This is a genomic window from Chromobacterium rhizoryzae (assembly GCF_020544465.1).
In the GTDB taxonomy this organism is placed as follows: Bacteria; Pseudomonadota; Gammaproteobacteria; order Burkholderiales; family Chromobacteriaceae; genus Chromobacterium.
Genome location: NZ_CP066126.1, coordinates 1228639 through 1252303 on the forward strand (window position 1 = coordinate 1228639; position 23665 = coordinate 1252303).

Consider the following 23665-nt stretch of genomic DNA (forward strand, 5'->3'; position numbering starts at 1 on the left):
CTTAGCGGCGGGAAACCAGCATGCCCAGCAGGAAGGCGACGCCGGCGGCGATGCCGATGGATTTCCACGGGTTTTCATGCACGTATTGATCGGTCGCTTTGGCGGCGACCTTGGCCTTGCCGACCACCACTTGCTCGGCGTCCAGCAGCTTGGCCTTGGCGAGCTTCAGCTTTTCGTTGACGCGCTGGCGGATTTCCTTGCTTTTCTGGCTGCCGTCGTCCAGCGAGGCGTCGATCAGCTCTTCGGTGCTGACCAGAACCTGGCGCACGTCATCCAGTAATTGTTCTTTTTCCTTGGCGATTGCAGCGGCATTGGACATAAAGATCTCCTGGTGAAAATGAATGGGAATTCCGCGAAGGCAGGACTCTCGCGGTGCAGCAATCAAGCTGGCTACCATGAACCTATCAGGCTGGGCCAATGACGTCAAACACTGGATTTGACCGCTTTCGCCTGCGTCAAATCCGGCCGTAGGCGACGTTTTCCCACTGCGGAAGCCGTGGCGCGCGGAAACGGCTGGCCGCGTACAAGCCCACGCCGCCCATGGCCAGGCTGAACAGGGCCGAGATCCAGGGGCTCCAGGGCGTGGCGGCGATCAGCAGCAGCGGCGCGGCGCTGGCCCACAGCGAATAAGCGATGTTGTAGGTGACGGCGATGCCGGAGACGCGGATGTCGGCGGGAAACAGACTGATCATCGCCGAGGGCACCACGCCGACGATGCCGCAGCACAGGCCGGCGACGGCGTAGGCGAGGCCGGGCCAGCGCCAGCCGCCGATCAGGCTGGCGTAGAGCAGGCCCACGCCCACGGGCAACAACAGGCTGTAGAGGATCAGGCTGCGCAACGGGCCGACGCGGTCGGTGACGCGGCCGGCGATCACGCAGCCTATGTTGAGGAAGACGATGCCGAGGCTGCCCAGCGCGAAGGCGTCCTTGGCCGGCCAGGCGAAGTGCTGCTGCAGCAAGGTGGGGGTGACCACCACCGGAATCACCACGGCCGAAGTCAGCACGCAGGTCAGCAGCGCCGCCGGCAGCAGGGTGCTCCGGTGCGCGCGCAGCACTTCCAGCAGCGGGTAGGCGCGCTCCTGCCGCTGAGAGCGCAGGGACAGGAATACCGGCGTTTCATTCAGCCAGCGGCGCAGCCAGACGCCGAACAGGCCGAGCGGGCCGCCGAGCAGGAACGGAATCCGCCAGGCGTAGTCCTGCATTTGCTGAGGGCTGAAGACTTCGGCCAGCAGGGTGGCGGTCAGCGCGCCCAGCAGATAGCCCATGGTCAGGCCGGCTTGCAACAGGCCCAGCGCGTAGCCGCGATGGCGCGCCGGCGCGTGTTCGGCGACAAAGGTCCAGGCGCTGGGCACCTCGCCGCCCACCGCCGCGCCTTGCAGCAGCCGCAGGCACAGCAGCAGCAGCGGCGCCAGATAGCCGATCTGGGCGTAAGTGGGCAGCAGGCCGATCAGCAGACAGGGGCCGGCCATCATCAGCATGCTGAGGCTGAACATGCGCTTGCGGCCCAGGCGGTCGGCGAAGTGGGCCATCAGGATGCCGCCCAGCGGGCGCGCCAGGTAGCCGGTGGCGAAGATGCCGAAGGTTTGCAGCAGGCGCAGCCATTCCGGCATCTGCGGCGGGAAGAACAATTGGCTGAGCGTGGCGGCGAAGAAGGCGAAGACGATGAAGTCGTAGATTTCGAGCGCGCCGCCCAGCGCGGCCAGTCCCAGGGTGCGGTAGTCGGAGCGTGAAAGTGCGGCGGCGGGCGTGGCGATGGCGTTCATGACGGTTTGGGTGACGGTGGCGCGAAGGAGGGGCTGGAGTCGGATTCAATGCGCGCCGGCAAGGGCTGGACGCAGGGCTGGAATCTGCTTAAGGCAATGCGAATATGGCGGTATGGCAAACATGCCGCCAGTTTAGCGCGTGTCGGGAAATGTTGCGATAGTCAGTTGCATTTTAACGGCATAAATTGCGCCGGGCGCGGACAAGAAAAAACCCCGGCGTCTGCCGGGGTTGAGAGGAGGGCGCTTATTCCCACTCGATGGTGGCCGGCGGCTTGCCGGACACGTCGTACACCACGCGGTTGATGCCCTTGACCTCGTTGATGATGCGGTTGGACGCGCGGCCCAGCAGGCTGTACGGCAGTTCCGCCCAGTGGGCGGTCATGAAGTCGCTGGTGACCACGGCGCGCAGCGCGACGACGTAGTCGTAAGTGCGGCCGTCGCCCATCACGCCCACCGATTTCACCGGCAGGAACACGGCGAAGGCCTGGCTGGTCAGTTCGTACCAGTTCTTGCCGCTCTTCTCGTCCACGGTGTTGCGCAGTTCTTCGATGAAGATGGCGTCGGCCTGGCGCAGCAGATCGGCGTACTCTTTCTTCACTTCGCCCAGGATGCGCACGCCCAGGCCCGGGCCCGGGAAGGGGTGGCGGTAGACCATGTCGTGCGGCAGGCCGAGCGCGACGCCCAATTGGCGCACTTCATCCTTGAACAGCTCGCGCAGCGGCTCCAGCAGCTTGAGGTTCATGTCTTCCGGCAGGCCGCCCACATTGTGGTGGCTCTTGATGGTGTGGGCCTTCTTGGTCTTGGCGCCGGCGGATTCGATCACGTCCGGGTAGATGGTGCCCTGGGCCAGCCATTTGGCGTTGCTGAGCTTGCCGGATTCGCGGTCGAACACCTCGATGAATTCCGCGCCGATGATCTTGCGCTTCTTCTCCGGGTCGCTCTCGCCGGCGAGCTTGCTCATGAAGTCGGCTTCCGCCTGCACGTGAACCACTTTCACGCCCAGGTTCTGCGCGAACATTTCCATCACCATCTTGCCTTCGTTCAGGCGCAGCAGGCCGTGATCGACGAAGACGCAGGTCAGTTGCGGGCCGATGGCGCGGTGGATCAGCGCGGCGGCCACCGAGGAGTCCACGCCGCCGGACAGGCCGAGGATGACTTCTTCGTCGCCCACTTGCTCGCGGATCTTCTTCACCGCTTCGTCGATGTAGTTGGGCATGGTCCAGCTGGGTTTGCAGCCGGCCACGTGCAGCACGAAGCGATGGATCATTTCCGTGCCGCGCTTGGTGTGAGTCACTTCCGGATGGAACTGCACGCCGTAGAGGCCGCGGCTCTCGTCGGCCATGGCCGCGATCGGGCAGGACGGGGTTTCGGCGATGACGTTGAAGCCCGGCGGCAGGCCGGTGACCTTGTCGCCATGGCTCATCCATACGTCGAGGAAGCCGTTGCCGGCGTCGTCCACCTGGTCTTGCAGGCCTTCCAGCAGTTTGGAGTGATGGCGGGCCTTGATCTGGGCGTAGCCGAACTCGCGCTTGTCGCCGGCTTCCACTTTGCCGCCGAAGGTCTGAGCCATGAACTGCATGCCGTAGCAGATGCCCAGCACCGGAACGCCGAGTTCGAACAGCGCCGGATCGGCCTGGTAGTCGGATTCGTACACCGAGTTGGGGCCGCCGGAGAGGATGATGGCTTTGGGCGCGAAGGCGCGGATTTCTTCCAGCGGCATGTCAAACGAATGAAGCTCACAGTAAACGTGAGCTTCGCGTACGCGGCGGGCAATCAGTTGGGTGACCTGAGAGCCGAAATCGAGAATGAGGACTTTGTCCATGCCTATCCTTCAGGAAATGTTGTGGGCCGTGCGGCCGTGATGATTGAGATAGTGTCGCAGGCGGCTGGGCGCGTGGCGGCGCGGGCCTGCTTTCATTGTTCGCCGTCCCGAGACGGCAGCCGGAATCTGCGGCTGCGCTCCGGCACGTGTTCGCTGCGGGCCAGCAGCATCAGCAGTCCGGTGAGGATCATGCCGAAGGACAGCAGATGGCTGGGGCGCAGGCCTACCGCGTCGTAGAGGTAGATGGCGCCGCCGGCGTAGATCAGCAGCGGGCTGGTGACCAGGGTGGATTTGTTGAAGCCGTCCACGACGAAGAGCAAAACGCCCGCGGCGGCCAGCAACAGAGAGAGCAAGGTGGCGGTGTTGGGCAGCAGCGAGGTGCTTTTCAGGAACCAGACCGATCCCAGGCAAATGAGCACGATGGGCAAGGCTGCGCTGCGGTTCATCAGGCGGCTCCACGCTGGTTTTTCATGAAGCGCTGTTTTTCGCGCTGCCATTCGCGGTCTTTTTCGGTGTCGCGCTTGTCGTGCAGCTTCTTGCCCTTGGCCAGCCCCACTTCGACCTTGATGTTGCCGCGGGTGTAGTGCAGGTCCAGCGCCATCATGGTGTAGCCGGCGCGTTCCACCTTGCCGATGAAGCGGTTGATCTGCTCTTGCGACAGCAGCAGTTTGCGCGGGCGCACCGGGTCGGCCTTGACGTGGGTGGAAGCGGATTGCAGCGGCGTGATGTGGCAGCCGATCAGCCAGAAGGCGCCGTTTTTCCAGTCCACGTAGCTTTCCTTCAACTGGACGCGGCCGGCGCGGATGGCCTTGACTTCCCAACCTTCCAGCACGAGCCCGGCTTCGAGCTTTTCCTCGATGAAGTAGTCGTGGAAGGCCTTGCGGTTCTGGATGATGCTCATGTCGGCTATCGGAGTAATCTGTGGAATGAATCCTCCATTGTACCAGAAGCCGGCGGCTTGCCAAAGCCATGAAAATACAGCGCTTTGACGGGAGGCAGGGTGGGGCGCGCCGGATTTTGTTAAACTTGAGGTTTTTACCGATGCTGACGATTCCCGTGGCAAAGACGGGACAGCGGTGACGATAAGCGAGCAATGGATGCAGGTGGTTGAAAAAAGCGTGTTGGTGGCGCATACGCCGGCGCAGATGTTTGCGCTGGTGGACGATATCGAGCATTACAGCCGGTTCCTGCCCTGGTGCGGCAAGGCCGAGGTGTTGTCGCGCGAGGGCGATCAGGTGGTGGCCAGCCTGCACATCGATTACCTGAAGGTGAAGCAGCACTTCACCACCCGCAACACCAATCAAGCGGACGAGGCCATCCTGATGGAACTGGTGGACGGGCCGTTCGAGCATTTGGAAGGGCGCTGGCACTTCAAGCCCTTGGGCGAGATTGGCTGCAAAGTGGAGTTCCGTCTCAGCTACCAGTTTTCCAGCAAGATTCTGGAGATGATCATCGGGCCGGTGTTCGGCCATATTTCCGGCACCCTGGTGGACGCCTTCATCAAGGAAGCCGACAAGGTGTACGGCGATGACTGAGCTGATGCAGGTGGAAGTGGTGTTGGCCTTGCCCGAGCGTCAGGAGCTGGTGGTCTTGCAGGTGGCGGCGGGAACGACCGCGCGCCAGGCGGCGGAGTTGTCGGGCTTGCTGGCGCGCTTCCCGCAACTGGAGACGGAGAGTCTGAAGCTGGGCGTCTTCGGCAAGGCGGTCAAGGACGACGCGCCGTTGCGCGAGCACGATAGGGTGGAGATTTACCGGCCCTTGATCGCGGACCCCAAGATGGTGAGGCGACAACGCGCCGAAGCGGGGAAACAGATGAAAAAAGGCGGCGGGCACTAGCCGCCGCCGAGAGGATGTCTAAGAACCTGTTTACGATTTGCTACGCGTCGTGAGGCGTGGCACGGCGAGTACAACGTCGAAATGCTCATGTATCGTGTGTACACTCCGCTTTCTCAGCGGTTTTCGCCTTGTCTCGCCTTAGCTCGCGAGATCGTAAACACGTTCTCAACGCGGTTTATAGCTGCGGCGCCATCAGCGACGGCGGCTGCTCCTCCGCCGAGTGCACGCGGTTCTTGCCGTTGAGCTTGGCTTGGTACATGGCTTGGTCGGCGCGCTCCAGCACGTCGGCCTCTTGCTCGCCCAAATGCCATTTGGCCACGCCGGCGCTGAAGGTGATCAGCAGGCGGTCGTTGTTGGCCAGGAAGAAGGTTTTGGTCAGTTCGCGCTGCAGCCGCTGCACGGTGGAGACGGCCTCGTCTTCCGGCGTGTCCGGCATCAGGATCACGAACTCCTCGCCGCCGAAGCGGGCGACGATGTCGGCCGGACGCAGGCTGTGCTTGATGGTGTCCACCAGGTATTTCAGCGCGTCGTCGCCGGCCAGGTGGCCGTATTTATCGTTCAGCTGCTTGAAGTTGTCCACGTCGAGCAGGGCGACGGACAGCGGCGCGCCGGTGCGCTCGGCGCGACTGATTTCGCGCTGGAAATGTTCGGCCAGGCCGCGGCGGTTGAAGGCACCGGTCAACTGGTCTTCGCGCACCTTGGCGCTGGCGGCCTCCAGCGCGCCTTCCAGTTCGGCGATTCTTTGTTCGGCGGCTTCCACCTGTTCCTTGGCGGACAGCAGTTCGTCGCGGGAGCGGGTCAGGTCCAGTTGCATCAGCGAGGTGTCTTCCATCAGGGAGCCGATGATGCTGCCCAGTTCCTCTACGTTCTGCGACTGTTTGATGCGGGTGCTGTGGTCCTTGATCTTGTTCTGGAAGTCGTCGGTGCTGTCCGTCATCATCGCCAGACGCGAGATGAAGCGGTCCAGCAAGGAGCGCAGCGAGCTGGCCGCCTCGTCCAGCGAGGTTTTCAATTGGCCTTGCTTGCGGATCACGTCCTTGAGGCTGGACTCCATCTGATAGACCTGCTGCATGGACAGCGGCTCGTGGCTGAGGATGTCCTGCAGCGAGTGCACCTGGCCCACCAGATAGGTGTCCGAGTGATTGAGCTCGGCGATGTTTTCCAGCAGCAGGCGCAGCAGATTGGTCATCGCCGACACCAGGCGGTCGTCCTGCTGCGATTGCAGTTCCAGCTTGATCATGAACGCCCGCAGCTTGGGCATGTAGGCGTTGAGCGCGGCGTCGTCGGCCACTTGATTCAGTTCGCCCAGCAGCGCTTCCAGCGCGTCCACCAATTCCGGATAGTTGATCAGCCGCGGCTCCAGGCCGTGCTTGAGCGCGAAGCTCAGCGTGCGCTGCCAGGCCAGCCAGCTGTCGCTGGGGACGTCGGCGTCGTCGTCGTCGGGGCTGTTTGCGGGAGCGGAGGCATCGGGGAGGGCGGCGCCGTTGCCGTTGGACGACGGCGCGGACTGGGTCCAATTCTGGATCAGCGTGGCCAGCTTCTGGTTCAATTCGTCGGGCTGGTTGCCGTAATTGATCAGCACCCGTTCCAGCGTGGATTGCTTGTGGTGCTGAGGCATATTGGGCAGGCGCAGGTCCCAATTGCGGATCAGGTTCTGGATCAGCGTGCCCCAGCTGTGCTGCTGTTGGCTGGCGCTGAGCGAGGCGCGCAGAAAGTCTATGATCAGTTGCGGGGCTTGTTCCCAGCGGTTTTCGTCGCAGACTTGTTTCAGGCGGGTGAGCGTGACTTTGGCCTGCACGCTTTCTTGAGGCAGCGTTTCCAATGCGCGCAGCAACAGCACCGCAAGCTTGTTGTCGCGGTCGACCGGCGTTTGCGTCAGCTCGTGATAAACCCGCTCAAAGTTTTCCGGTGTCGGCAACAGCTTGCGCACCGTCAGCTGTTTGAGCGTTTCTCGTGCGACTTCGATGGGGTTTTGTGTTGTCATTGCCCAAACCTTGGACTTTTTTAGACCGGACGTCATTCTTGTTGTCTGTTCAGCTCTACAGTGCGGTCCGGGCGGATATTTAGCGAGGCGTTGGCTTCACCGGATCCAGCAATTGGAAAAATACTTCACCATTCCGAATCATGCCAAGTTCATTGCGGGCTCTCTCCTCAATGGCGTCCGTCCCCTGTTTCAAATCTCGCACTTCCGCGTCCAGCGCGGCGTTGCGGGCCACCAGCTTTTGGGTGGTCGCCCGCTGTTCCTGTAGTTGCTTGTCCAGCTGCCAGACTCTGAGCCAGCTACCTTTGCCAAACCACAACGGCCATTGCAGGGCCAGTATTACTGTCACCAGAGTCAGGGTCAGCCAGCGCATACGATTACTTCAGGTGGTAAAAGGCAGCTTTGCCCGGATAGTAGGCAGCGTCGCCCAGCTCTTCTTCGATGCGCAGCAACTGATTGTATTTAGCCATGCGGTCGGAGCGGGACAGCGAGCCGGTCTTGATCTGCATGCAGTTGGTGGCAACGGCCAGATCCGCGATGGTGCTGTCTTCGGTTTCGCCGGAGCGATGACTCATAACGCTGGTATAGCGGGAACGCTTGGCGAGATCAACCGCTTTCAGCGTTTCCGACAGCGTGCCGATCTGATTGACCTTGACCAGCAGCGAGTTGGCGAGGCCGCCTTCGATGCCCTTGGCCAGGATCTTGGGGTTGGTGACGAACAGATCGTCGCCGACGATCTGCACGCGGGCGCCCAGGCGTTCGGTCAGCAGTTTCCAGCCGTCCCAGTCGTGCTCGCTCATGCCGTCCTCGATGGAGAGGATGGGGTAGTGGTTGACCAGGGTTTCCAGATAGTCGGTGAACTGTTCGGAAGTGAGCTGCAGGCCTTCGGCGGTCAGATGGTATTTGCCGTCCTTGTAGAACTCGGAGGAGGCGCAGTCCAGCGCCAGCATCACGTCCTGGCCGGCCACGTAGCCGGCGGCGTCGATGGCTTCCAGAATCAGCTTGATCGCGTCTTCGTGGCTGTTCAGATTGGGCGCGAAGCCGCCTTCGTCGCCCACGGTGGTGGCGTAGCCTTTCTGGTCGCAGATCTTCTTCAGGCTGTGGAAGATTTCCGCGCCGCAGCGCAGCGCTTCGCGGAAGGTTTGCGCGCCCACCGGCATGATCATGAACTCCTGGATGTCCAGGGTGTTGTTGGCGTGCGCGCCGCCGTTGATCACGTTCATCATCGGCACCGGCAGGGCCATCGGGCCGGCGCCGCCCAGGTAGCGGTACAGCGGCAGGCCGGCGTCTTCGGCGGCGGCGCGGGCCACGGCCATGGACACGGCCAAGAGCGCGTTGGCGCCGAGGCGGGATTTGGTTTCGGTGCCGTCCAGCTCGATCAGGGTCTTGTCGATGAAGGCCTGGTCGCTGGCGTCGAGGCCGATGATGGCTTCGCAGATTTCGGTGTTGATGTTTTCCACCGCCTTCAACACGCCCTTGCCCAGATAGCGGCTTTTATCGCCGTCGCGCAGTTCCAGCGCTTCTTTTTCGCCGGTGGAGGCGCCGCTGGGCACCGCGGCGCGGCCCATGACGCCGGACTCCAGCAATACGTCTGCTTCCACGGTCGGATTGCCGCGCGAATCCAGAATCTCACGAGCTACCACATCGATGATCGAACTCATTTACATTTCCTTCAAAGGCTGGTTGTGTTCGGGCGGAGGGCAAGCAACCGGCCGGAGCCGGTTGCGATCTGCGCCTGCCGGTTTACAGGGTGTGTTCCGGCCAGGGATTGTGCTTGACCAAGTCGTCCAGCGCCTTGAGCGTGGTCAGCAGTTCCTTCATGCGCGGCAAAGGCCAGGCGTTGGGGCCGTCTGACATTGCGCAGGCCGGGTTCGGATGGGTTTCCATGAAGATGCCGGCGATGCCGGAGGCCACCGCGGCGCGCGCCAGCACCGGCACGAATTCGCGCTGGCCGCCGGAGGAGGTGCCTTGGCCGCCGGGCAGCTGCACCGAGTGAGTGGCGTCGTAGACCACCGGGCACTGGGTGTCGCGCATGATCATCAGCGAACGCATGTCGGACACAAGGTTGTTGTAGCCGAAGGAGACGCCGCGTTCGCAGGCCATGAAGCTGTCCGGCTCGAGGTTGGCTTCCTGCGCGGCGGCGCGGGCCTTGTCGATGACGTTCTTCATGTCGCCCGGGGCCAGGAACTGGCCCTTCTTGATGTTCACCGGCTTGCCGCATTGGGCGACGGCGCGGATGAAGTCGGTCTGGCGGCACAGGAAGGCCGGCGTTTGCAGCACGTCGACCACGCTGGCCACTTGCACGATTTCGTTCTCGCTGTGCACGTCGGTCAGCACCGGCACGCCGATCTGGCGTTTCACTTCCGAGAGGATGCGCAGGCCTTCATCGATGCCGAAGCCGCGGAAGGAGGAACCGGAGGAGCGGTTGGCCTTGTCGTAGCTCGATTTGTAGATGAAGTTGATGCCCAGCTCGGCGGTGATCTCCTTGAGCTGGCCGGCGGTGTCCAGCGCCATCTGTTCGCTCTCGATCACGCAGGGGCCTGCGATCAGGAACAGCGGCTGGTTGAGGCCGACTTCGAATCCGCACAGTTTCATGCCTTGGGTCCTTGCTTGTCCGCTTGGTATTGCAGCGCCGCTTTCACGTAGGAGATGAACAGCGGATGGCCGTCGCGCGGAGTCGAGGTGAATTCCGGGTGGAACTGGCAGGCGAAGAACCAGCGGTGATTGGCCAGCTCTATGGTTTCGACCAGCTTCTCATGACCGGCGGAGCGGCCGCTGATGGCCAGGCCGGCCTGTTCCAGGCGCGGAATGTAGTAGTTGTTGACTTCGTAGCGGTGGCGATGACGCTCTACGATCTCGCCGGCGCCGTAGATTTTCGCCGCCAGAGAGCCCGGCTCCAGATCGCACTGCTGGCCGCCCAGGCGCATGGTGCCGCCCAGATTGGAGTTTTCGTCGCGCTTTTCCACCTTGCCGTCGTGGTTGACCCACTCGTCGATCAAGGCTACCACCGGGAAGTTGGTGTCGAGGTCGAATTCGGTGGAGTTGGCGCCGGCCATGCCGGCCACGTCGCGAGCGTATTCGATCAGCGCGATCTGCATGCCCAGGCAGATGCCCATATAGGGGATGTCGTTCTCGCGAGCGAACTTGACCGCCTTGATCTTGCCTTCCACGCCGCGCTTGCCGAAGCCGCCCGGCACCAGGATGGCGTCCATGTCCTTCAGGGAGTCGGCGCCGTCGCGCTCGATTTCCTCGGAGTCCACGTAGATGATGTTGACGTTGGTGCGGGTATGGATGCCGGCGTGTTTCAGCGCTTCGGTCAGCGACTTGTAGGACTCGGTCAGATCGACGTATTTGCCGACCATGGCGATGTTGATGCTGTGGTCCGGGTGCTCGATCGCGTCGATGATGCGGCCCCACACCGACAGATCCGCCTTGGGCAGGTCCAGTTGCAGTTGCTCGGCGATGATGTCGTCGATGCCCTGGTTGTGGAGCATGGCCGGCACTTTGTAGATGGAGTCGGAGTCGTAACAGCCGATGACGGCGTTTTCTTCCACATTGCAGAACAGCGCGATCTTGCGCTTTTCGTCTTCCGGCAGTTCGCGGTCCATCCGGCACAGCAGCACGTCCGGCTGAATGCCGATCTCGCGCAGTTCTTTCACCGAGTGCTGGGTCGGCTTGGTCTTGATCTCGCCGGCGGTGGCGATGTAGGGCACGTAGGACAGGTGTACGTACAGGGTGTTCTTGCGGCCCAGGTTGGAGCGCATCTGGCGGATGGCTTCCAGGAAGGGCAGCGATTCGATGTCGCCCACGGTGCCGCCGATCTCGACGATGGCGACGTCGGCGTCGGCCGCGCCTTCATGCATCTTCAGCTTGATTTCGTCGGTGATGTGCGGGATCACTTGCACGGTGCCGCCCAGGTAGTCGCCGCGGCGCTCCTTGGTGATCACGGACTCGTACACCTGGCCGGTGGTGAAGTTGTTGCTTTTCTTCATCTTCGCGTGGATGAAGCGCTCGTAGTGGCCCAGATCGAGGTCAGTTTCCGCGCCGTCTTCGGTGACGAACACCTCGCCGTGCTGGAACGGGCTCATGGTGCCCGGATCAACGTTGATGTAGGGATCGAGCTTCAGCATGGTGACTTTCAGCCCGCGAGACTCGAGGATGGCGGCGATGGACGCAGCGGCAATGCCCTTACCCAGGGAGGACACCACACCGCCGGTTACGAAGATGTACTTGGTCATGAGATTACGGCTCTATGGGAATCCGGGATTCTACCCTGAAATCGTTGCGATTTGAATCGCTTCGAACCATGTTGTTGCAAGTCGCGCCGCCGTCCCCGAGCGCGGCCGGCCAGACGCGTTTCGCCGCTTGGCAAAGAAGTGCTCGCATCTCTGTGGCGAATACGGTACAATTGCCGCCGACTGTTTCATACACGATCGCGCCCATGCTGCAAAAGGGTGCGTTTTCTGCTTGAGTGTCTGGCTTTGTCTATGATATAAAGCCAGCTTTTACCGGTTTTGGGAGTGTTCAACATGGCGCGTGTTTGCAAAGTCACCGGCAAGCGTCCGATGACCGGGAACAATGTTTCCCACGCCAACAATAAGACTAAACGTCGTTTTCTGCCTAACCTGCAATATCGCAAGTTCTGGGTTGAGAGCGAAAACCGCTGGGTGCGTCTGCGCGTATCCAACGCGGCACTGCGTACCATCGACAAAGTTGGCATCGATGTAGTGCTGGCTGATCTGCGCGCTCGCGGCGAGATCTGATTGCGGTCAACCAGAAAGCTACTGAGGTAATAACACATGCGCGATAAAATCAAGCTTGAGTCCACTGCTGGCACCGGCCACTTCTACACGACTACGAAGAACAAGCGTACGATGCCGGAAAAAATGGAGATCAAAAAATTTGATCCCGTTGCTCGCAAACACGTTCTGTACAAAGAAACCAAGCTGAAATAAGCCGGTTTCCGCGGGAACGCGAAAGCAAAGAGCCCTTCTCTGGTGCACGGAGAAGGGTTTTTTTCTTTATGGTTCGGCACTAAAAAACCCCGCCAAGCATGCTTGGCGGGGTTTTTGCGTTTAATCGGCGCTGAGACGGCCAAAGGTTTTTTTGGCGAACACCAGATCTTGCCAGGCCTTGAGTTTGTCCGGCTGGTTGCGCAGCAGGTAGGCCGGGTGGTAGCTGACGATCAGGGGAATGTCCTGATAGCTGTGCAGTTTGCCGCGCAATTGGCCGATGCCCTTTTCCGTTTGCAGCAGGGTCTGGGCGGCGAAGCGGCCGAGCGCCAGGATCAGCGTGGGCTGGATATGGCGGATCTGCTGGATCAGATAGCTCTGGCAGGCGGCGATTTCGTCGCCGCCGGGGTTGCGGTTGCCGGGCGGACGGCATTTGAGCACGTTGGCGATATACACGTCGCGGTCGCGATCCAGTCCGGTGGCGGTCAGCATATTGTCCAGCAGCTGGCCGGCTCGACCGACGAAAGGCTGGCCCTGTCTGTCCTCCTGCTCGCCCGGCGCTTCGCCGATCAATAGCCAGCGCGCCTGTTTGTTGCCGCGGCCGAAAACGGTTTGGGTGCGGGTTTGGCACAGCCGGCAGTCGCGGCAGTCGCGCACCGCGCGTTCCAGCGCGTCCCATTCCAGCAGAGGCAGGGCTTCGGGCGCGGGGGAGGCGATCGGAGGGGGCTCGGTGGAGAGCGGAGGGAGCTTGGCGGAGGGCGGCGCGGCGACGAGCGTCGTCGGTTCGGGCTGCGAGACAATGTCCGTCCGCGGCGGAGCCGGGGGCTCCACGGGCGCCAAGTCGACGTCGGCCGGCGCTTCCGCTTGGCGGCTCAGCGCCGCCGGGTGTTGTTCGAACCAGCCGGGGCGCGCTTCCCAGGCGGGGCCCAGTCCGATGACGCTTTGAATCAGCGCGGCGCGGCTCATAGATCGGTCTCCATCAGGATGGCGTCTTCGCGGCCGTCGGCACAGGGGTAGTAGTTCTTGCGTCGGCCGTTTTCAATAAAGCCCTGGCTTGAGTACAGGGCGCGGGCGACGGCGTTGCCGGCCCGCACTTCCAGAAACAGGCGTCGCGCGCCGGCGGCAGCCAGAGCGGCGATCAGTTCCCGCAGCAGCCGCTTGCCCAAGCCCTGGCCCTGCCATTGCGGATCCATCACGATATTGAGCAGTTCCGCCTCGTCCAGCACGCTCTGGGTGACGGCGAAGCCTTGCAGGCGCCCGGCGGCGAACAGGCCGTGGAATTGGTGGCCGCAGCGCACGGAGTCTTGGTATTGAGCTGCGGACCAGCCGTGAGCGCAGGCACGGCTCTCCAGCTCGGCGAGTTGAGCGGCGTCGTCGGGCAGGAAGGCGCGATAGACGGAGCTCATTTTTGGCGCGCCTGCTGCTGTTCCTGCGCGGTCAGGGCGACTTTATTGCGCACATACAGCAGCTCCGCTTCGCGCGGATGGGTTTTCGGATAGCGGCCGCTGCGCGCCAGCGGGAAGTAGGCGAGGGCGTTGGGTTGCAGATCCGCGCGCACAACGGCGTCGCCGGCGCTTTCTTGCAGGACGGGGTAGCGTTCGAAGCCGTCGCCGGCGCCGATGACGGCGCGTTCCGGCCATTGGACGGCTTCCGGCGCGCCGACGCTGATCGGGCCGAGGCGTTCCGGTTCGCCGTTGTCGGCGACGCGGTAGCCGGCGCTGTAGACCTGCTGCATTCTGGCGTCGAGACAGACCAGCACGGTGCCGGCGCCGGCTTGCTGCGCGATATTGTCCAGCGTGGATATGGCGATGACCGGAATGCCGGCGGAGAAGGCCAGGCCCTGGGCCAGACCGCAAGCGATGCGCAAGCCGGTGAAGGAGCCGGGGCCCTGGCCGAAGGCGATGGCGTCGAGTTGCTCCAGACGCAGTTCCGCCTGTTCCAGCAGGCGAGCCAGTTCCGGCAGCGCGCGTTCGGCGTGCTTCTGCTCGACTTTCTCGTGGAAGGAGAAAATGCGCGAACCGTTGTCAACGGCTAGGGATAGAAACGAGGTGGAGCAATCAATGGCAAGCAATTTCATCGGGGAATTCGGTCTCAAGCTAAGAGCGTGCTGCAAGACTGCGAATTATAAGCCGAGTTCTTCCACCCAGGCGAGCGCGGAGACATGAGCCTGGTTGAACTGCTCGCTGCTGAGGTTCAGTTGGGCGCAGAGTTCCGGCACGCCGGTCAGTTGTCCGTCTTCGCAGGCTTTGACCAGCTTGAGGAAGCGGCTCATCGTGCCTTTCTCGTGCAGCAGGGCCTCGGTGATGGCTTCGGGCAGCTGCAGATGCTCGATGATGTTGGCCATCGGCATGTCGAACAGCACGTCCAGCAGGCTGAACATGCCGATGATGAACAGATTGTCGCAGGTGTCGTGGCGCTCGCCGTGAGCCTTGCCCAGCAGTTCCATGAAGCGGCCGCGGGTGACCGCGGTTTTTTGCAGCGCCGGCGGCGCGTGCCCTTCGTCGGAGGCGGTGACCAGCAGCAGGGTCAGCCAGCGGTAGAGCTTTTGATAGCCCAGCACGGTGACGGCGTGGGAGAAGGAACTGATGCTGGTGTTCAGGCCGGCCGCGGCGGAGTTGACGTAGCGCAGCAGCTTGTAGGACAAGGCCAGGTCGCGTTTGAGCACCTGCTCGACGTCGCGGATGTCGGCGTCCAGGCGCAGCAGGTTCAAGAGCTCCAGGGTGTTGCGGAAGGAGGGGTGGATGACCTTGGCGGACAGGGTTTCCGGCTGGGCGAAGTAAAAGCCCTGGAAGCCGTCCATGCCCAGCTCTTTGCACAGATGGAACTGAGCGTGGGTTTCCACGCGTTCGGCGATGCGGATCACCGGATAGCTGCGCAGCCGCGACGCCAGCATCTGGAAGCGGTTGGTGTCCTGATGCTGGATGTCCAGCTTGACGTAGTTGGCCAGCTCCAGAAAGGCCGCCGCCGGCGATTCGAAGCTGAAGTCGTCCAGAGAAATGCCGAAGCCCAGCGAACGCAGGTGCCGCGCGCGCGACAGCAGTTCGTTGGAGGGTACGATGCGGGGCGAGATGTCGAGAATGACGCGGCGCGGCGGCAGCAGTTCAAGGAACTCGCTGCTGAGCATGGCTTCGCCGATATTGATGAAGGCCAGCTTGCTGCCGATCAGCCAGCTGGTGCCCATATTGTTGAGCGTGTTGACCAGCACCTGGGTATCGGCTTGCAGTTCGGTATGCTTGCCGACGCCGGAGGCCTCGCCGCTGGGACGAAAAAGCAGCTCATAGCCAATGAGCTGCTGGTTGCGGTTGAGAACGGCCTGCCTGCCTATGAAGGCGCTTGTCGAGGTCATTGTCCCGGTATGCCTTTGCTCAGGTGGCGATCAGGTCCGCGGATCGGGTGACGGTGTTGCTGGCCTCGCTGGAGGTGAGCAGGTCTTCCATGTCCAGCACCAGCACGACGGAACCGTCGCCGGACAGGGTGGCGCCGGCCACGCCTTTCGGGCGGATGTTCTGCAGCGGCTTGATCACCACGTCGTCGCGGCCGACGAAGGAGTCGATCGCCAAGATGAAGGATTTTTCCGCGGACTGCATCAGCACGCCGAAGTAAGGCTTTTGCGTCGGCTCCCAGCCCAGCAGGCCGGCCAGGGTTTTCAGCGGCAGGATTTCGTCGCGCACCACGATGGTGGGCTTGCCGGAGACTTCCTGGATCGCGCTCGGGTCGATGGTGATGATTTCGCGCACCATCGCCAGCGGCACGGCGAACGGCTGGTTGCAGGCGCGCACCACCAGCACCGGCAGGATGGCGAGGGTCAGCGGCAGCGAGATGCTGATGCGGGTGCCTTCGCCCTGCACCGAGTTGATGTCGATGCGGCCGTTCAGTTTCTGGATATTGGTGCGCACCACGTCCATGCCCACGCCGCGGCCGGACACGCTGGAAATTTGATCCTTGGTGGAGAAGCCGGGCAGGAAAATCAGCTGCAGGCATTGCTTCTCATCCAGCGTGTTGGCGCTTTCCTGGTCGATCAGGCCTTTTTCGATGGCCTTGCGACGCAGCGCGTCGGCGTTCATGCCTTTGCCGTCGTCGGTGATCTCGATCAGGATGTGGTCGCCCACCTGTTCGGCGGTCAGCTGCACCAGCGCCTGCGGCTTCTTGCCGGCGGCGATGCGCTCTTCAGGCTGTTCGATGCCGTGGTCGACGGCGTTGCGCACCAAGTGGACCAGCGGATCGTTCAAGTCCTCGATCATGGTCTTGTCCAGCTCGGTCTCTTCGCCGGACAGCACCAGTTCGACTTCCTTGCCCAATTGGCGGGCGAGGTCGCGAGCCAAGCGCGGGTATTTCTGGAACAGGCGGCCGATCGGCTGCATGCGGGTTTTCATCACCGCGTTCTGCAGGTCGCCGACCAGCAGGTCCAGCTGGCTGATCGCCTCGTCCAGCGAGCGCAGGGTATTGGTGTCGCGGTTGCCTTGCAGGATTTCCGTGCGCAGCGTGGTTAGACGGTTCTTGGTCAGGCCGATTTCGCCGGACAGGTTGAGCACCATGTCGAGACGCACGGTGTCGATGCGGATGGTGTTTTCCTGAGGGCCGCTGCTGCTGGGTGCGCTGGCCGCCGGTTTGCTCGGAGCCGGCTTGGCCGCCGGTTTGGGCGCAGGCGCAGCGGCAACCGGGGCCGGGGCCGGAGGCGCCGCTGCCGCTTGGGGCGCGGGCGCCGCCGCAGGGGCGGCGGGCGCGCCGCCGGGGGTGACGGCTTGATAGAGCTGATTCCAGTCCGGGCCTTGACCATTGCTTGCGGGCTGCGGCGCGGCCGCAGCGGCGGGCGCCGGCGTTGCAACCGGAGCGGGAGCTGCCGCTGGGGCCGGTTCGGCCGCCGCGGGCTCTTCGGACAGTGCCTCGCCCGCCAGCGCGGCGTCCAAGGCCGCCAGGATGCGCGGGTCGGCTTCGCTGGGCATCAGGCCCTGGCCCATGGTGCCGAACATATCGCGCACGATGCCGGTGGCGTCAAGAATCACGTCCATGATGCCGGCGGTGATGTGCAGCTGGCCGTTGCGGAGTTTGTCGAACAGGTTTTCGGTGCGATGGCATAGATTGATCATCGGGCCGACATTGAGAAAGCCCGCGCCGCCCTTGATGGTGTGGAAGCCTCTGAAAATGTCGTTCAGCAGCGCTTTGTCTTCCGGGCGCTTTTCCAGTTCGACCAGTTTATTGTCTACATCGGAAAGGAGGTCCGTAGACTCCATCAAGAAGTCTTGCAGCAGCTCTTCCATGCCGGCGAATTCGCTCATTTTCCACTCCCGCCACGCCTTGCTCGCGTGCTCTGTTCTGCGTGTTGTTCGTTAGAAGCCCAGGCTTTCCAGCAGGTCGTCGACCTGTTGCTGGCTGCTGACCACGTCGGTGCGGCCTTCCGGATTGATGACCGGGCCATTCAGCAGATTGGTGCCCATGCCCAATTCTTCTTTTTTCGCCTCCGGCGAAAATTCGATCAGGAAGTTGACCAGCTCGCTTTCCAGCAGTTGGACCATGCCCATCATCTTCTTGATGACCTGGCCGGTCAGATCCTGAAAGTCCTGGGCCATGACGATTTCCAGCAACTGGGTGCTGGTCGCCTGGGTCTGGGCCGGCACTTCATTTAAGTAGCCGCGCGTGTCGGCCGCAAGTTGTTGGAACTCTTCCACGCTCAACAGATTGGCGTACAGCCGTTCCCAGCGCGAGGACAGCTCCAGCGCCTTGCTTTCCAGCTGGTCCTGATACGGCTTGGCCAGATCCGTGGCGTTGAGCACGCGTTCGGCCGAATTTTCCGTCAGGGTGGCGATGTAAGTCAGCCTGTCCTTGGCGTCCGGAATCGCGTCCGCCATTTTTCCCAGGGATTTGTCATAGCCTAGATCGCGTAGCGCATCATGCATTTTGCGGGTTAACTGACCAATTTGTTCATACATCGAGGTAGGGCTGCCGGCGGCTCCGGCGGGCTGGGACGCTGCGACGGCTTCGGGCGCGGCGGCTTCAGGCGGCGCGGCCTCGCTTTGCTGCGTCGCAATGCTGTCGAACAGAGCTTCAAGATCCGGGTTGTCCCCGCTCTCCAGGATGTGATTGGACACGATAAATCCTCCTCAATACTGACGCAGACCGTTTTTTTTCGGCACTCAGGCTGGTTTATTCAGGTTTTGGAAGATCTTGTTCATTTTTTCTTCCATGGTGGCGGCAGTGAAGGGTTTCACGATGTAACCGCTGGCTCCGGCCATGGCCGCTTCGATGATGTTTTCCCGTTTGGCTTCCGCGGTGATCATCATGAAGGGCAAGTGCTTGAGCTGGGCGTCGGCGCGGACTGCCTTGAGCAGCTCGATGCCGGTCATATTGGGCATGTTCCAGTCGGAAACGATGAAGTCGAAGTGCTGGGTTTTCAGCTTATGCAGCGCAACCATGCCGTCTTCGGCTTCGTCGACGTTGGTGAATCCTAGCTCTTTCAAAAGGTTGCGCACGATTCTCCGCATGGTGGAGAAATCGTCTACGACTAGGAAGCGAATATTCTTGTCTGCCATTGAGGTGTGTCCTGATTTATCTGAAATTCATCGAGCCGCATATTGTAGCGACTACCTCTGCAGGAATGGAATCAAAGTTTCGGCCAGCACGCCAGGGTCGAACTTGGCGACATAGGCGTCCACGCCCACGCTGGAGCCCATCGCGCGGTTGGCGTTGGAGGACAGCGAGGAGTGCATCACGACCGGAATGCCGCGGAAACGCTGATCGGACTTGATCAGCTTGGTCAGCACATAGCCGTCCATTTCCGGCATTTCGGCGTCCACGAGGATGATTTTCAGGTGGTCGTGCAGGCACTCGTCCTCGCCGAAATTGCGGCCGGCCAGGGTCTGCAGCCGATCCCAGGCTTCGCGGCCGTTGGTGGCTTGCTGAAATTTGATGCCCATCTTCTCCAGCACGCCGGTGATTTCCTTGCGGGCGACGACCGAGTCGTCGACGAAGAAGAGGTATTGGTCGTTTTCCAGCTGGGCGGTGGGCACGTCCGGCAGGCGCGGCTCGCCGACCACGCTGGCCAGGATCTGCTCCACGTCCAGGATGGATACCAGCTTGCCGTTTTCCAGTTCGGTGATCGCGGTGATCAGGTTCTGGTTGGTGCCGCTCGCCGCCATCATGTTTTCCGGCGCGCGCACCTTGTCCCAGTCCACGCGGATGATGCGGTCTACAGAGTCGACCAGGAAGGCCTGGGTGCTCTTGTTGAACTCGGTGACGATCATGGTTTCGTAGCTGCGGGTTTGATCGGCGCCGATGAACTTGCCAAGCGAGATGACCGGGATGATATTGCCGCGTAGCGACAGCACGCCTTCCACGCCAAACGGCATGTTCGGGGTTTTGGTGATGGCGGGGGTCTGCGACACCTCGCGCACTTTGAAAACGTTAATGCCGAAGGTTTCCCGCGTTCCAAGCGAAAACAGCAGAATCTCCATTTTGTTGGAACCCGCCAGTTTGGTCCTGGCGTCAACGGTTGCAAGCAAGGAGGCGTCTGTGGCTGCCATATCTGTCCCTCTCCCTTAATGCTTTTGCTTACTTGATCTTTAGTCTTTGGGTTCCAGATTCAGCATCTGGCGCAGTTTCATCGACAGCTTCTGCGGTTCGAATTTGGCGACGTAGGAATCCACGCCGACCGATTCGCCCAGCTTCTGATTCGAGGAACCGGAAAGGGAGGAGTGCATCAACACCGGAATGCCGTTGAAACGCGGATCGCTCTTGATCATCTTGGTCAGCATATAGCCGTCCATTTCCGGCATTTCCACGTCGGTCAGCACCAAGTGCAGCGAATCCGACAGCTTCTTGCCGGCCAGATCGGCCTGATTGGCCATTTTCTGCAATTCTTCCCATCCGCGCATGCCGTTGATGGCGGAGGTGTACTGGATGTTCATCACTTCCAGCGTGCGTTCGATCTGCTTGCGCGCCACGGCGGAGTCGTCGGCGAAGAAAATCCGGCGCGGTTCCTTGACCGGCTCGATGCCGAGGAAGGTGTGGCCGTCGTCGACGATGGTGGTTTCCGCCAGCACTTTTTCCACGTCCATCATCATCACCAGCGTGCCGTTGTCCAGCTCGGTCACGGCCGTCACCAGCCCGGCCATGCGGTTGGTGATCATTTCCGGCGGCACGCGCATCGCGGACCAGTCCAGACGCAGGATGGTGTCCACCGCCTCCACCAGGAAGCCCTGGGTGTGGGCGTTGTACTCGGTGACGATCATGATTTCCGGCTTGTTGCTGGTCACCACGCCGGTGTATTTGGCCAGGTCGATGACCGGCACCAGCGCGCCGCGCAGGCTGACCATGCCTTCCACCGAGGAGGGCATTTCAGGCGCGGAAGTGATTTCCGGCGTGCGCATGACCTCGCGCACCTTGAACACGTTGATCCCGAAGATTTCCTTGCGCCCCGTGCGCTGATCCTGGCCCAACGAGAACAGCAGGATTTCCAGCTTGTTGGTGCCGGCCAGTTTCGTCCTGGCGTCGATTTTTTTGAGAAGCTCTGACACAGAAACCTCCGCTGCATTCTTTTGAAGTGGCGTACTACTACCCTTTATACGCCAGATATCGGTTTTGCCCGGTTTTTTTTGCTGAGCTGCATGCCAGATAACAGCTTGGCTCAGCGATACCCATTCATTATCATACTGTTTAAGTGGTTTTTACAAATAACTCGCAAGCGATTCGGCATATGGTTTCAAGCCTCAAAGATCAGCAGCAACTGGAAGCCGCTTTCGAGCAATTCAATGCGGTGTCCGGCCAACTCATTGATGCGTATAGACAACTTGAGAGCCAGGTGACAGTTCTCAACGCGCAGCTGGACGAAGCCAATAATCAGCTGCGCAAACAGCGCGATGAGAACGCAATGCTGGCCGAGCGCCTGGGTTTGCTGCTGGAGGCGCTGCCCGCGGGCGTGGTGCAAGTCTCGGCCGAAGGCGCGGTCACGGCGGTGAATCCGGCCGCCAGCCGGATGCTAAATGGCTGTTCTGTCGGCGCTTTATGGCGGGACATGCTGGCGGGGCTGCAGCGTTCGGAACTGGACGACACCTATTGCCATCGGCATGGCGAGCCGGGTCTGGTGTTGACCATGCAATGCCAGGATCTGCCGTCTGTCGGAGGACAGATTGTGCTTATTCACGATGTATCGCGTTTGCATCAATTGACCGGAGAATTGGCGCGTCAGCAGAAGTTGGCGTCCATGGGCGGCATGGCGGCGGCATTGGCGCACCAGCTGCGCACGCCGCTGGCCACGGCGATGCTGTATACGGCCAATCTGAAGCAGGATATCCCGCGGGCGGAGGATCGCGCGCGCTTCGTCGACAAGAGCCTGGCCCGGATGCGGGCGCTGGAGAGCTTGATCCAGAACATGCTGAGTTTTGTCCGCGGCCAGGTGACGACGTTGGAGCCTTTGGATCTGGAGGGTCTGCTGGAGGATTTGCGCGCCGTCATGCAACCACAATGTCATGAAAAAGGCGTGCTTTTTGATTGCAATGTGGTGGTGTCATCTGCCATAAAGGTTTTGGTGGACCGCAAAGCGTTGCAGGGGGCCTTGGTGAATCTCTTGGAGAATGCCTGGCACTTTTCAGGAAGCGGCGATGTGGTGCGGCTATCGGTGGAGGAAGGCGAGACGGCCTTGCTGTTTCGGGTGGAGGACTCGGGTCCCGGATTCAACCCGGAGGAGCTGGAGAAGATGTTCGAGCCCTTTTTCACCACCCGCCCCGGCGGCACCGGCCTGGGCTTGGCCATCGTCAAGAAAGTGGTGGACGAACTGGGCGGGCAAGTGCGTTGTTTCAACAAGGGGGAGGGCGGGGCCTGTTTCGAGCTCAGCCTTCCGATGATGCAATCGTGATGGATGTGCCGTTTATTCAGAAGAAAGCAGAGGACGCCGCATGAGACCCATTGTCAAAGTCGAGGGCAGAGTTGGAAAGATGATCCTGATCGGGCAATTCGACTTCAACTTGCATCGGGAATTCCGGCAGGCCAGCCAGGAGTTGCTGGACAATCCGGAGGTGCAGGAGATCGAGATCGATTTCGATCAGGTGCCCTTCCTGGACAGTTCCGCGCTGGGCATGCTGTTGTTGCTGAAGGAGCGCGCGGCGGGGCAGAAGAAGAGCATGACCTTGATCAATTGCCGCGAGGCGGTGATGCAGGTGTTCGAAATCGCCTGCTTCAACAAGATGTTCACCATTAAGTAAGTTCAAGCATTGGAGCGTCTGTGCGCATCCGGGCCTGGTTGTCCGCTGATGCCGAGGCACGGGTTCGTGGCGATCCTTGGTTGTCGGCGCTGGATTGGTGGTTTTGCGGTGGCGCCGACTTCGCGGTGGGCGGCAAGCAGGATCTTTGGCTGACGAATCTGGCGGACGCTCCGGCCGAGCTGTTCGAGCAGTGGGAGGGCGACAAGCCCTTGTGGGTGTTTTCCTCGGGGCGCGCGGCGCCCTGGCTGGCTACGCCCAGTATTCATTTTCTGCGCGGCGACTTCGACGCGGATTTGCTGCGCAGCCGCCTGCTGGCCTGGCATTGGCAGCAACATGCGCTCTGCCCGCGCTTGTTCGGCGCGGCGGCGTTCGACATCATCAACGGCGCCATGTCCCTGTACCGTCCGTCGGGACAGGCGTCGGGCCGCGTGTTTCCCCTGGAAGTGTCGGTCAAGCCGGTGGACGCGGTGGGCGGCGACGTGGTGCTGCGCGCGGATTTGCCGGAGCGGACTTTGCTGATCCTGGGCGACGCGTCCGGCCACGGCCAGGGTTCGGCGCTGGACGCCGCGCTGTTGGCGCTGGGCGCGTCGCGGGTGCTGCTGGAGCAGCCTCTGTCCTTGTCCGCCCTGCGGGAGCTCAACGTCTTCATGCATAGCCATGTGGCCGATGGACGCTACGTCGGCAGCGCTTTGCTGGAGATCGATTGGGCCGCACGCATGGTGAGGCTGGTCAACGCCGGCATGCCGGACATTCTGTTGTTCCTGTCCACCAGGCTGGAACAGCGCTTTTCTTCCATGTGCAGTCCGCTGGGCCTGCGAGCCGACATCGAACCGCTGGAGCCGCTGGCGCTGCCCTGGGCGGAAGGCCAGCACTTCCTGGCGCACAGCGACGGCATGGAGGAGTCGGATCTGCCGTATCTGCTGTCGCGTTTGCTGCGCTTGTCCAGCATTTCCTCGACCGACGGTTTCGGCTATGGCCCCTTGCCGTCAATTCCGCTAGGCTTCAGCAGCCCATACAATGACGACATGTCGTCGCTGGCTTTCGCCGTGCCGTCGTCGGCGCCGCCGCGGCCGGCTTGAAGAATGTCCATTGGCGGCGTGCGCCGGTTCCGCGCGGAT

At 61.8% G+C, this 23665-nt stretch carries 26 protein-coding genes; 7 read left to right on the top strand and 19 right to left on the bottom strand.

The window, feature by feature from the left end; translation table 11 throughout:
- Window position 1: 1 nt before the first annotated feature.
- The 5 genes from JC616_RS05635 to smpB form a co-directional block, all read right to left on the bottom strand.
- On the bottom strand, window positions 2-319 hold the full coding sequence (locus JC616_RS05635) for a DUF883 family protein (protein WP_048415023.1): 318 nt from the start codon (window positions 317-319) through the stop codon (window positions 2-4).
- Between the two features lie 136 nt (window positions 320-455).
- A complete protein-coding gene (locus JC616_RS05640; protein WP_107798320.1) occupies window positions 456-1763 on the bottom strand; it encodes an MFS transporter in 1308 nt (435 codons plus the stop codon).
- 244 nt (window positions 1764-2007) lie between these two features.
- Window positions 2008-3591: a glutamine-hydrolyzing GMP synthase gene (guaA, locus tag JC616_RS05645; protein WP_107798321.1), complete on the bottom strand. Its 1584-nt coding sequence runs from the start codon at window positions 3589-3591 to the stop codon at window positions 2008-2010.
- 86 nt (window positions 3592-3677) lie between these two features.
- Window positions 3678-4031, bottom strand: coding sequence for a hypothetical protein (locus tag JC616_RS05650; protein ID WP_227107157.1), 354 nt, complete (start codon window positions 4029-4031; stop codon window positions 3678-3680).
- The gene (smpB, locus tag JC616_RS05655; protein ID WP_081546054.1) at window positions 4031-4486 is read right to left on the bottom strand and encodes an SsrA-binding protein SmpB; all 456 of its coding nucleotides are present in this window, start codon (window positions 4484-4486) and stop codon (window positions 4031-4033) included. Before smpB ends, JC616_RS05650 begins: the two co-directional genes overlap by 1 nt.
- Window positions 4487-4682: 196 nt before the next feature.
- Here smpB and JC616_RS05660 point away from each other — a divergent pair, with 196 nt between their 5' ends.
- Window positions 4683-5120: a type II toxin-antitoxin system RatA family toxin gene (locus tag JC616_RS05660; protein WP_107798323.1), complete on the top strand. Its 438-nt coding sequence runs from the start codon at window positions 4683-4685 to the stop codon at window positions 5118-5120.
- 1 nt (window position 5121) lies between these two features.
- Entirely contained in the window at window positions 5122-5421 is a 300-nt protein-coding gene (locus JC616_RS05665; RefSeq protein WP_227108549.1) for an RnfH family protein, read from the top strand.
- Between the two features lie 175 nt (window positions 5422-5596).
- Here JC616_RS05665 and JC616_RS05670 read toward each other — a convergent pair whose 3' ends face one another.
- The 5 genes from JC616_RS05670 to JC616_RS05690 all read right to left on the bottom strand — a co-directional run bounded on the left by JC616_RS05670 (window position 5597) and on the right by JC616_RS05690 (window position 11640).
- The gene (locus tag JC616_RS05670) at window positions 5597-7405 is read right to left on the bottom strand and encodes a GGDEF domain-containing protein (RefSeq protein WP_227107159.1); all 1809 of its coding nucleotides are present in this window, start codon (window positions 7403-7405) and stop codon (window positions 5597-5599) included.
- A gap of 79 nt (window positions 7406-7484) precedes the next feature.
- Window positions 7485-7775, bottom strand: coding sequence for a cell division protein FtsB (gene ftsB, locus JC616_RS05675; protein ID WP_019103546.1), 291 nt, complete (start codon window positions 7773-7775; stop codon window positions 7485-7487).
- Window positions 7776-7779: 4 nt separating this feature from the next.
- Entirely contained in the window at window positions 7780-9063 is a 1284-nt protein-coding gene (gene eno / locus JC616_RS05680) for a phosphopyruvate hydratase (RefSeq protein WP_107798326.1), read from the bottom strand.
- An 82-nt stretch (window positions 9064-9145) separates the two neighbouring features.
- Window positions 9146-9997, bottom strand: coding sequence for a 3-deoxy-8-phosphooctulonate synthase (kdsA, locus tag JC616_RS05685; RefSeq protein WP_107798327.1), 852 nt, complete (start codon window positions 9995-9997; stop codon window positions 9146-9148).
- Complete coding sequence (locus tag JC616_RS05690) at window positions 9994-11640, bottom strand: CTP synthase (RefSeq protein ID WP_107798328.1); 1647 nt, start codon at window positions 11638-11640, stop codon at window positions 9994-9996. Before JC616_RS05690 ends, kdsA begins: the two co-directional genes overlap by 4 nt.
- 291 nt (window positions 11641-11931) lie before the next feature.
- On the opposite strand from JC616_RS05690, the gene rpmB reads away from it, so the two are divergent.
- Window positions 11932-12165: a 50S ribosomal protein L28 gene (gene rpmB / locus JC616_RS05695; RefSeq protein ID WP_011137003.1), complete on the top strand. Its 234-nt coding sequence runs from the start codon at window positions 11932-11934 to the stop codon at window positions 12163-12165.
- Window positions 12166-12201: 36 nt separating this feature from the next.
- Entirely contained in the window at window positions 12202-12357 is a 156-nt protein-coding gene (gene rpmG, locus JC616_RS05700) for a 50S ribosomal protein L33 (RefSeq protein ID WP_017506994.1), read from the top strand.
- A 120-nt stretch (window positions 12358-12477) separates the two neighbouring features.
- On the opposite strand, the gene JC616_RS05705 is transcribed toward rpmG, so the two are convergent.
- Genes JC616_RS05705 through JC616_RS05745 form a run of 9 tightly spaced genes read right to left on the bottom strand, consistent with a single transcriptional unit; the run spans window position 12478 to window position 20864 of the window.
- On the bottom strand, window positions 12478-13320 hold the full coding sequence (locus JC616_RS05705) for a uracil-DNA glycosylase (RefSeq protein ID WP_227107161.1): 843 nt from the start codon (window positions 13318-13320) through the stop codon (window positions 12478-12480).
- Window positions 13317-13760, bottom strand: a complete 444-nt coding sequence (gene rimI / locus JC616_RS05710; RefSeq protein WP_227107162.1) for a ribosomal protein S18-alanine N-acetyltransferase — start codon at window positions 13758-13760, stop codon at window positions 13317-13319. The genes JC616_RS05705 and rimI overlap by 4 nt, the downstream gene beginning before the upstream one ends.
- Window positions 13757-14431 (bottom strand): tRNA (adenosine(37)-N6)-threonylcarbamoyltransferase complex dimerization subunit type 1 TsaB, encoded by a 675-nt coding sequence (gene tsaB / locus JC616_RS05715; RefSeq protein ID WP_227107163.1) that lies wholly within the window; start codon window positions 14429-14431, stop codon window positions 13757-13759. The genes rimI and tsaB overlap by 4 nt, the downstream gene beginning before the upstream one ends.
- A gap of 45 nt (window positions 14432-14476) precedes the next feature.
- Window positions 14477-15700, bottom strand: a complete 1224-nt coding sequence (locus JC616_RS05720; RefSeq protein WP_048415010.1) for an EAL and HDOD domain-containing protein — start codon at window positions 15698-15700, stop codon at window positions 14477-14479.
- Between the two features lie 19 nt (window positions 15701-15719).
- Window positions 15720-17630, bottom strand: coding sequence for a chemotaxis protein CheA (locus JC616_RS05725; protein ID WP_227107164.1), 1911 nt, complete (start codon window positions 17628-17630; stop codon window positions 15720-15722).
- A gap of 51 nt (window positions 17631-17681) precedes the next feature.
- Window positions 17682-18440: a protein phosphatase CheZ gene (gene cheZ, locus JC616_RS05730; RefSeq protein WP_107798333.1), complete on the bottom strand. Its 759-nt coding sequence runs from the start codon at window positions 18438-18440 to the stop codon at window positions 17682-17684.
- 45 nt (window positions 18441-18485) lie between these two features.
- On the bottom strand, window positions 18486-18881 hold the full coding sequence (gene cheY / locus JC616_RS05735) for a chemotaxis response regulator CheY (RefSeq protein ID WP_048410525.1): 396 nt from the start codon (window positions 18879-18881) through the stop codon (window positions 18486-18488).
- Window positions 18882-18932: 51 nt separating this feature from the next.
- Entirely contained in the window at window positions 18933-19871 is a 939-nt protein-coding gene (locus JC616_RS05740) for a chemotaxis protein (RefSeq protein WP_107798334.1), read from the bottom strand.
- A gap of 39 nt (window positions 19872-19910) precedes the next feature.
- Window positions 19911-20864 carry a chemotaxis protein gene (locus JC616_RS05745; protein ID WP_081546080.1) on the bottom strand — a complete coding sequence of 318 codons (954 nt, stop codon included), beginning with the start codon at window positions 20862-20864 and terminating at the stop codon, window positions 19911-19913.
- Window positions 20865-21007: 143 nt separating this feature from the next.
- On the opposite strand from JC616_RS05745, the gene JC616_RS05750 reads away from it, so the two are divergent.
- The 3 genes from JC616_RS05750 to JC616_RS05760 all read left to right on the top strand — a co-directional run bounded on the left by JC616_RS05750 (window position 21008) and on the right by JC616_RS05760 (window position 23626).
- A complete protein-coding gene (locus tag JC616_RS05750) occupies window positions 21008-22201 on the top strand; it encodes a sensor histidine kinase (RefSeq protein ID WP_227107165.1) in 1194 nt (397 codons plus the stop codon).
- Between the two features lie 40 nt (window positions 22202-22241).
- On the top strand, window positions 22242-22547 hold the full coding sequence (locus tag JC616_RS05755) for an STAS domain-containing protein (protein ID WP_039754785.1): 306 nt from the start codon (window positions 22242-22244) through the stop codon (window positions 22545-22547).
- 80 nt (window positions 22548-22627) lie between these two features.
- Complete coding sequence (locus JC616_RS05760; protein WP_227107166.1) at window positions 22628-23626, top strand: SpoIIE family protein phosphatase; 999 nt, start codon at window positions 22628-22630, stop codon at window positions 23624-23626.
- The last annotated feature ends 39 nt before the right edge of the window (window positions 23627-23665 follow it).